This is a genomic window from Piscicoccus intestinalis NBRC 104926 (genome assembly GCF_001515525.1).
GTDB classification, from domain to species: Bacteria; Actinomycetota; Actinomycetes; order Actinomycetales; family Dermatophilaceae; genus Kineosphaera; species Kineosphaera intestinalis.
The window spans coordinates 1-7,909 of record NZ_BCNQ01000185.1 but is presented as its reverse complement, the minus strand read 5'-3'; the positions used below and the strand labels follow the sequence as shown (position 1 = coordinate 7,909).

General features: G+C 74.2%; 10 protein-coding genes. 4 read left to right on the top strand and 6 right to left on the bottom strand.

From position 1 onward, the window contains the following. Positions 1-1,215 (bottom strand): alpha/beta hydrolase (locus tag PINTE_RS19320; protein ID WP_157087388.1); only part of this gene is annotated, 1,215 nt, incomplete at its 3' end. A gap of 164 nt (positions 1,216-1,379) precedes the next feature. Between PINTE_RS19320 and PINTE_RS24630 the strand changes: the two genes are divergently transcribed. The 3 genes from PINTE_RS24630 to PINTE_RS19310 all read left to right on the top strand — a co-directional run bounded on the left by PINTE_RS24630 (position 1,380) and on the right by PINTE_RS19310 (position 3,764). Further along, entirely contained in the window at positions 1,380-1,532 is a 153-nt protein-coding gene (locus PINTE_RS24630; RefSeq protein WP_245643064.1) for a VOC family protein, read from the top strand. A 33-nt stretch (positions 1,533-1,565) separates the two neighbouring features. Further along, entirely contained in the window at positions 1,566-1,799 is a 234-nt protein-coding gene (locus PINTE_RS24625; RefSeq protein ID WP_245643063.1) for a VOC family protein, read from the top strand. Between the two features lie 510 nt (positions 1,800-2,309). Then, a complete protein-coding gene (locus tag PINTE_RS19310; RefSeq protein WP_169798580.1) occupies positions 2,310-3,764 on the top strand; it encodes a cytochrome P450 in 1,455 nt (484 codons plus the stop codon). Between the two features lie 74 nt (positions 3,765-3,838). Here PINTE_RS19310 and PINTE_RS19305 read toward each other — a convergent pair whose 3' ends face one another. From PINTE_RS19305 to PINTE_RS19295, 3 genes are read right to left on the bottom strand one after another with little or no spacing between them, the layout of a single operon-like run. Next, positions 3,839-4,852: an NADP-dependent oxidoreductase gene (locus PINTE_RS19305; protein WP_068433960.1), complete on the bottom strand. Its 1,014-nt coding sequence runs from the start codon at positions 4,850-4,852 to the stop codon at positions 3,839-3,841. A 4-nt stretch (positions 4,853-4,856) separates the two neighbouring features. Further along, the gene (locus PINTE_RS19300) at positions 4,857-5,366 is read right to left on the bottom strand and encodes a hypothetical protein (RefSeq protein ID WP_068433958.1); all 510 of its coding nucleotides are present in this window, start codon (positions 5,364-5,366) and stop codon (positions 4,857-4,859) included. Then, positions 5,330-6,043: a hypothetical protein gene (locus tag PINTE_RS19295; protein ID WP_157087386.1), complete on the bottom strand. Its 714-nt coding sequence runs from the start codon at positions 6,041-6,043 to the stop codon at positions 5,330-5,332. The genes PINTE_RS19300 and PINTE_RS19295 overlap by 37 nt, the downstream gene beginning before the upstream one ends. A gap of 173 nt (positions 6,044-6,216) precedes the next feature. Here PINTE_RS19295 and PINTE_RS19290 point away from each other — a divergent pair, with 173 nt between their 5' ends. Beyond that, positions 6,217-7,050 (top strand): Cof-type HAD-IIB family hydrolase, encoded by an 834-nt coding sequence (locus tag PINTE_RS19290; protein WP_068433954.1) that lies wholly within the window; start codon positions 6,217-6,219, stop codon positions 7,048-7,050. A gap of 16 nt (positions 7,051-7,066) precedes the next feature. On the opposite strand, the gene PINTE_RS19285 is transcribed toward PINTE_RS19290, so the two are convergent. After that, on the bottom strand, positions 7,067-7,609 hold the full coding sequence (locus tag PINTE_RS19285) for a DUF1697 domain-containing protein (RefSeq protein ID WP_068433952.1): 543 nt from the start codon (positions 7,607-7,609) through the stop codon (positions 7,067-7,069). A 39-nt stretch (positions 7,610-7,648) separates the two neighbouring features. After that, positions 7,649-7,909, bottom strand: a 261-nt coding sequence (locus PINTE_RS19280) for a universal stress protein (RefSeq protein WP_169798579.1), incomplete at its 5' end; no start/stop codon positions are given.

Below are 7,909 nucleotides of genomic sequence, written 5' to 3'. Positions count from 1 at the left end.
GCCGGGCGGGGACAGGATGCGGCCGGTGCCCTGGGTTGCCGGCGCGAGGCCGAGCCGCGTCGGGGCGTCGATGCCGTCGAGGCCGGGGTAGCGATCGGCGGTCACGGTGCGGGCCCCGCCGGTCGTGGGGACCGGCGCGGTGAAGGCGGGCACCGGCAGGCCGGAGCGGGCGCGCCCGGTGTCGGTGAGGTAGCGGTCGAACCACGGCGCGAGGGTGTCGGCGTCGCTCGGCTGCTCGCCGCCGTCGTGACCCCCGTCGAACCAGCGCACGGCGACCGGGGTGCCCGAGCGCTCCAGCGCCCGCGCGGTGGCGTCGGACTGGTCGAGCCCGAACAGCGAGTCGCGCATGCCCTGCACGAGCAGCGTCGGCGCGCGCAGCGACGACAGCGTCGGCGCCGGACTGTTCGTGTGCATCATCGCCGCCAGCGGCGCGGAGACCGAGCCGGTGCGGGCCGCGTCGAGGAACAGCCGGCACACGCTCGGGTCGAACCGCCCGCACACATCCGGCGTGGCCCGCGGGTTCTGCAGCGCCGCATCCACGCTGGAGGAGAAGAACAGCGAGGCCCAGCGGCGCTTGAAGACGCCGTCAGGGGTGCCGCTCGAGCCGGTCGGGCCGCCCGGCACGAAGGCGGCGGCGAGGTCGTTCCACGTGATCGCGGAGACGGTGGCGTCGACCCGCGGGTCGGCGCCGGCGAGCATGAGCGCGAGCGCGCCGCCGTAGGAGCCGCCGGCCACCCCGACCCTGGGGTCGCCGGGCGCGTCGAGTTGCACGTCGGGGCGCTTCGCCAGCGTGTCGATCAGGGTGCGCGCGTCGGCGATCTCGTAGCGCGGGGCGTTGAGGTGGATGCGCCCGCCGGAGGCGCCGAATCCCCTGGCGCTGTAGGCGAGCACGACGTACCCGGAGCCGGTCAGGGCGCGGGCGCGGTCGGCGAGGTCGGCCTTGCTGCCGCCGAACCCGTGGGCGAGGAGCACCGCCGGATGACGACCCGTCGAGCCGTCGGGGGTGTAGATCGTGGCGTCGATGGAGACCGGCGTGCCGTCGGGCTCCGGGCCGACCGGGATCGTCACCTGCTGCTCGGTTGGCTGAGTCGTGGCCGCCGTGGCCGCTTTGGCGGTTGTCGCGGCGGCCGCGGGCGGCGTGGTCGCGCCGGGGAGGGTGGTGAGCGCGCAGCACGCCGCGGCCAGCAGAGCCATCGCCCGTGGCCGTCCGCGCATCGACCCACCCGCTCTCGTTCGATCGGCCCGCCGCTCGGCGAGCCCGGTCAGGCTACGTCGCGGATCTGACCCGAACCTGACGGGACACGGCAGTGCCACCCGGGTGGGTGGTGCTGCCGCTGGTGAGCGTTGCCACCTTGGTGAGCGGTGCCATCCTGGCGAGCATGGACCAACGCGTCAGCTTCATCACCCTCGCGGTGCCCGACCTGGCCGCGGAGCGCCGCTTCTACGTCGAGGGCCTGCGGTGGGCGCCCGAGCTCGACGTCGACGACGTGCTGATGTTCCGCGTCGGCGAGCGGCTCGTGCTCTCCCTGTGAGACGAGCGCGAATTCGAGGCCGAGGTGGGACCGGTGCGCCGCGGCGTCGGGCTCGCGCCGGTCACGCTGGCGCACAACTGTCCGACGCCGGCGGGGGTCGACGAGGTGCTCGATCGTGCCCGCGCGGCCGGCGCCGACGTCTCGACCGCGACCAGGCGCGAATGGGGCGGGTACAGCGGCTATTTCGCCGACCCCGCGGGCTTTCGCTGGGAGGTGGCCTACAACCCCGGCGACATCGGCCGCCTCGTCATGCCGGACACCCACTGAGCCCACCGATCGGCTCGTATCACCGAATCTTCGCGGTGGAGTAGAGACGTGAATACGGCTGTCGCGACCCCCATGCGCGAGCCTCGATGGTCTTGTCTCACAGTGTCTAGCGAGTACGCAAGATCGATGCAGAGACTGCCATCGGAGGTGCGGCGACACCGGCGTGACGGCTCGATGTGCGTCTCTATGTCCCTCTAGGCCAGCGCCAATAGCGCCGAAGACGGACTCATCGACGCGGGTGCCCGGCGACAAACATCCATATCGACGATCGCTTCGCGACGCCTGAGCGGCCAGCTGCGGCGTTGGTGCAGGTCAACGGCGTGCGTCGGCGGGCGCGACGTCATCGGCATCGTCGAAATGGTGAATTCCCAAGCGGAGACCACGGGCCAGGTGGTGGCCGACGGCGGTGAGTGGCGATGAGCGGCGCTCCGCGCAGAGGGGAGGGGCGGGCGGCGGCGCGTCGGCATAGCCTGGGGGCATCCCCGCCCCGCCGGCATGGAGGCACCCACCGTGACCAGCCCGCATCCCGCCGACACGGCCCGGCCGCCGAGCCCCGACCAGGACGCACGGTCCGACCAGACACCTCGACCCCGGCAGCCCGAGCGCCCCGAGCAGCCCGAGCAGCCCGAGCAGCCCACGACCGCGAAGCGCACGCCGTCGGCCCGACCGGAGCCACGAGTGCGCCCGGCGGCCAAGCCGGCCCGCCTCAAGGCGCGCAGCCGCCCGCCGGTGGTGCGATTCGCGCGCATGACCACGGGCATGGTCGTGCGCAAGGCCGCGTTCGCCTACGCCCTGCACCTGCGGCGCGACCCCGTGGCCGCGCTCTTCCGCGGCAGCCGCGAAGACCCGTACTCCTGCTACGAGCAGCTGCGTGCCCTCGGCTCGATGCCGAGCTCGGCCCTCGGCTTCCGGTACACCACCGACCACGCCCTCAGCTCGCAGATCCTGTCGTCCCGCGCGTTCGGGGTTTCCAGCGATGACCCGGACGACACCGGCTTCGAGGGCGACCTCGACCTGTCGCTGCTGCAGCTCAACCCGCCGGACCACACGCGGCTGCGCCGCGTCGTCACCCCGGCGTTCGGGCGCGGCCGCATGGCCGGCTACGAGCAGCGGGTCACCGCGACGGTCGACCGGCTCCTCGACGACGTGCCGCGCGACGAGCCGTGGGATCTCATGCGCCGCTTCAGCGCGCCCCTGCCGATCGCCGTCATCAGCGACCTGCTCGGCATCCCCGCCTACGACGAGCCCGCGTTCCTGCGCTACGGCGAGGCGGTCGCCGGCGCCCTCGACGGGGTGCGATCGCCGCGGCACGCGGCCGAACTCGTGCGCGCCTCCACCCGGCTGACCGCGATGTTCACCCGCCTCTTCGAGCTTCGCGCGAACGATCCCGGCGACGATGTGATCAGCGCGGTCGTCGCCGCCCGCGACGCCGGGCGCATGGCCCCCGAAGACATGGTGCCGCTGTGCACCCTGCTGCTGCTCGCGGGCTTCGAAACCACCGTCAACCTCATCGGCAACGCGGTGCTGGCGCTGCAGGCGCACCCGCAGCAGTGGCGCCTGCTCATCGACGATCCGTCGCTGGCGGGCCGCGCCGTCGAGGAGACCCTGCGGTACGCCTCGCCGGTGCAGCTCACCGGCCGGTTCGCCCTGCAGGAGACGGAGGTCGGCGGCCACCACTTCGCCGTCGGCCAGGGCGTCGTGCCGCTCATCGGCGCCGCCAACCGCGATCCGGCGATCTTCGAGCGGCCGCTCGAGTTCGACATCATGCGCCCCGACGCCGACAAGCACCTCGCGTTCTCCGCCGGCGTGCACTACTGCATCGGCGCGCCGCTCGCGCGGCTCGAGGCGACGCTGGCCCTGGAGGCCCTCGCGCGCCGGATGCCCGGCCTACGCGTGGTCGGCCCCGTGCGGCGGCGCCGCGGCACCACCCTCTACGGCCCGGAGGTCGCGGTCGTCGCCGGTTGAGACCGGCGATGCGGTGCTGGGGCGTGGGCTCGGGCGGTGCTGGGGCGGCGGAGGCGACCCGGTGCCGTAAGTCCTCAGAACGTCACGACGACGTTGCCCGCCACGTGGCCCTCCTCGACGAGCGCCACCGCCCGGGCGGCGTCCGCGAACGGCACCTGCGCCGAGACCAGCGGGGTCAACTCGCCGGAGGCGATGAGGCCCGCGATCCGGGCGAACACCTCGCTCGTGCGCCGGCGAGTCACGCCGCCACCGCGGTCGCCGAGCAGCTCGCCGGCCAGGCCCGGCGACGCCGGGCTGACGACCCGGCCGCCCGGCCGCAGCAGCGACACCGCCTCGCGCAGCACCTCCGCACCGACGAGGTCGAGCACCGCGTCGTACGCGCCCGCCGACGACTCAGCCCGCTCAGCCGAACGTGCCGACCCAGCCGACCCAGCCGACCCAGACGATCCACGAGCCCCTGCCGCCGCGGCGGCCCGGTCCGCCCAGCCCGGGCCGGAGACGACGTGCTCGGCGCCCTGCCCGGTCACCACGTCCCTCTTCGCCGCCGACGCCACGCCGACGACCCGCACGCCCCGCCCCGCGGCGAGCGCGCACGCGGCCGAGCCGACACCGCCTCCGGCACCGATGACGAGCAACGCCGCGCCCGGGGGCAGGTCCAGCTGGTCGAGGGCGTCGTAGGCGGTGCCGATCGAGACCGGGATGCACGTGGCGGCCGACACCGACACCGACTCCGGCACCAGCGCGGTGCCGGCGGCCTCGAGCAGCGCGAACTCGCCGATCGCGCCGGTGCCGGCCGCCGCGGCGCCGAACACCTGCGCGCCGACGAGTTCGGCGCCGAGCCCCTCGAACGCCTCGGTGCCGTCTCCGGCCGCGACGACGGTGCCCGCCGCCTCCCGGCCCATCGCCATGGGGAAGGTCACCGGAACCGCGCCGATGCGGTCGCCGTTGCGCACCTTGATGTCGGCGGGGTTGACCCCGGCCGCGGCCGTGCGCACGAGCAGCTGCCCGGGCCCCGGAGTCGGATCGGGCACCTCCATGACGGACGTCGCCTCGGGCCCGCCGTAGGCCGTGAAACCGAAGATGCGCATGCGGTCACCCTGCCAGGTTCGGGGCGCCGGCGCCCGGCTGCGCACGCGCCCGCAGGTATTCGGCGCGCACGTCGAGGCCGTCGTGCACCTCGCGCAGCACCGGGTCGACGAACGCGGCGCGGTAGGCGCCGTCGCTGCCCGCTGTCGCGGCGAACTGCAGCGCCGAGAACGCGCCGAGCACGAGGCAGACCTTCAGCTGGGCCGTGCTCACCGGGATCGCGGCGAGCACGCCGTCGAGGCGCTGCGGCCGTTCGCCCATCCAGGCGCTCGCGGTGCCCTCCGGCACGGCGAGCATGCCGAACAACACGAAGAACACGAACACCAGCAGCGCCAGCAACATGAACTGCATGATTGTGACAAGCACGGTGACGAGCAGCAGGTTGAGCCGCTCGGCCCGCCGCAGCGCGGGCGTCGCGGAACCGGGGGCGCCGACGCCGGCGATGATCTCGCTCAGCTCGTCGCGGGCGTTGACGATCGTCAGCAACACCGCGAGGCCGAGGATGACGGCGACCACACCCCACGTGCGGGACGGCTCGAGTTTGACCGCCACCTGCCAGATCTCGGCGTTGAAGAAGAAAACAGCACGGTGAGGGTGAGCAGCGGCAGCACCCGCGAGATCATCGGGCCGAGCGTGCCCAGTTCGCGCAGCGAGCGGCGCGCCACCCATCGCAGGATCGTTCCCAGGCCCCAGTACGCGCCGGCCAGCACGGCGACGACGACCGCGATCCGGTAGCGCATCGGCATCAGCGCGCCGACGCCCGCGACGGTCGGCGCCAGCAGGGTCGTGGCGGTCGCCACCAGCCCCACGACCGTGCGCCAGGCCCGGGGGAGGTGCGGCAGCGCCAGCGCCACCAGCCACGACACCAGCGGCGACGCGAGCACGACGAGCACGCCGGCGCTCATCACCCACACCCACGTGCCCGCCGCCGCGTCCACCCCCGCGGACCCGACCCCCGCGGGATCGGTCCCCGCGGCATCGGCTCCGGAGTCGGGCAGCATCGCCGCCAGGCGTCGCGCGGCGTGCTCGACGACGGCCCACGCCGTCAGCGCCACCGCGCACCCGGCCAGGGCCGGCCCGGTGCGCTGCAGCAGGCCGCGGCGCCGCACCGAACCCTCGAGCACCAGCGGCAGCCCGCGGGCGCGCAGATCGTCCTGGACCCGGCGCAGCGGTGGGCGCGCTCGCGTGGCCATGGTCTCCCCTTCGCCGGCGGGCGCCTCGCCCGCCATCGGTCGTCGTGCCGGCGCCCCCACCCGGCCTGACCTCGATTATCCCCGCGCGCCCTCGTTTCGCCGCGGGGCGCGGCCGGTCCGCGCGCCTCGCGGCGCGATAGCGTGCCGGGGGACCGCGACGAAGGAGGACACCAGTGGGCCAGCAGGGGCAATCGCCGGTCGACGTGCGGCTCGTCGTCGTCGACATGGACGGCACCCTGCTCGACGGGCAGGGCCGCATCCCCGCGGGGCTGTGGCCGCTGCTGGGCGTCATGCGCGAGCGCGGCATCGTCTTCGCCCCCGCCAGCGGGCGCCAATACGCCACGCTCGCCGCGATGTTCGCCGACGCGCCGGGCGCGCCGGAGGGCCTGGCGTTCATCGCCGAGAACGGCACCTACGTCGTGCGCGACGGCGCCGAGGTGTCGTCGAACAGCCTCGACCCGGGGTTCGTCGCGACGGTCGTGGACCGCTGCCGGGCCCTGGCCGCCGACGGGCACCACATCGGCGTCGTCGTGTGCGGCAAGCGCTCCGCGTACATCGAACGCACCGACCCGCCGTTTCACGCTGAGGCAGACATCTACTACAAGCAGTTGGAGGACGTGGCCGACCTGCTCGCCGTCGACGACGACGTGCTCAAGGTCGCGCTCTACGACTTCGGCAACGCGGAGGCCGACACCTTTCCGCACCTGCAGGACTTCCGCGACGGTCACCAGGTCGTCGTCTCCGGGCAGCACTGGATCGACATCATGAATGTCGGCGTCGACAAGGGCGTCGCGGTGCGAGCCTTGCAGGAGGCCATGGGCATCACCGCCGACCAGACCGCCGCGTTCGGCGACTACCTCAACGACGTGCAGATGCTGCAGGCCGCCACCCACTCCTACGCGATGGCCAACGCCCACCCGCATGTTGTCGCAGTTGCTCGACACATGGCGCCGGCCAACACGCAGGACGGTGTCGTCACCGTGCTGCGCGACCTGCTCGGAGCCTGATCCGCATCCCGAATACTCACGACGGTTCGCACCAGCGCTGCGCGATCGTGCGCAGCACGGTCAGGGTGCGTGCGGTGCCCGCGCCGAGTCCCCCGAAGGTCTTGTGCCGCAACAGCGTCGAGGTGTGCACGTCGCCGCTGAGGAAGGCGTGGGCGGCGCGGCCGCGCACGTACACGGAGTCGGGCAGGTCGAGGGCGTGAGCCGCGGTGACCGCCTCCGTCTCCGGCTCGCGGGCGTAGAGGGTGACGAGCACGCGGGCCGGTTCGCCGTGCTGCGCGATCAGGTCGTCGGCGTCGGCGACGACGGCCCGCAGCTGCTCGGGCGTGAACACCACCGTCGGCACCTCGAAGCCGCGGTCGGCGAGGTAGGCGGCCTCCAGGTCGCGGGCGACCGCGTCGGTGGAACGTCGGGGTGAGGTGAGCCGCACGTTTCCGGTGGCCAGGTAGGTCTGCACGTCGCGCCCGCCGGCCGCGACGGTGGCCGCGACCTGGTCGGGCCCGCCGAAGCGGCGGTTGGCGCCGAGGTTGACCGCGCGTAGGAACGCGACATAGCGGGGCATGCCCGCAGCGTAGGCCGCGACTGCGACGGACGGGTGCGCTCAGGCCCGCACGACGGCGACCGGTCCGTTCGTCACCTCGAGCACCGCGCGGCTGGTCGCGCCGATGAGCTTGCCGGCGAACCCGCCCGCGCCGCGGGCCCCGACGACGACGAGCGAGCAGCCGGCCGCCAGGTCGGCCAGCACGAGCGCGGGACGGCCCGGCAGCGCGCGGGCCTCGATGCGCCCGGACCAGGCGGGTTCGGCGGCGAGGGCTTCGGCGGCCACCTGCGCGCCCCGGTGAGCGACGGCGGCCGCCTCCCG

What these genes read in the sequence shown, in the direction of transcription:
- PINTE_RS19295 (WP_157087386.1), bottom strand. Translation starts at nt 6,043, where the DNA reads ATGGCCACGCGAGCGCGCCCACCGCTGCGCCGGGTCCAGGACGATCTG.
- PINTE_RS19305 (WP_068433960.1), bottom strand. Translation starts at nt 4,852, where the DNA reads ATGCGCATCTTCGGTTTCACGGCCTACGGCGGGCCCGAGGCGACGTCC.
- PINTE_RS24630 (WP_245643064.1), top strand. Translation starts at nt 1,380, where the DNA reads ATGGACCAACGCGTCAGCTTCATCACCCTCGCGGTGCCCGACCTGGCC.
- PINTE_RS19285 (WP_068433952.1), bottom strand. Translation starts at nt 7,609, where the DNA reads ATGCCCCGCTATGTCGCGTTCCTACGCGCGGTCAACCTCGGCGCCAAC.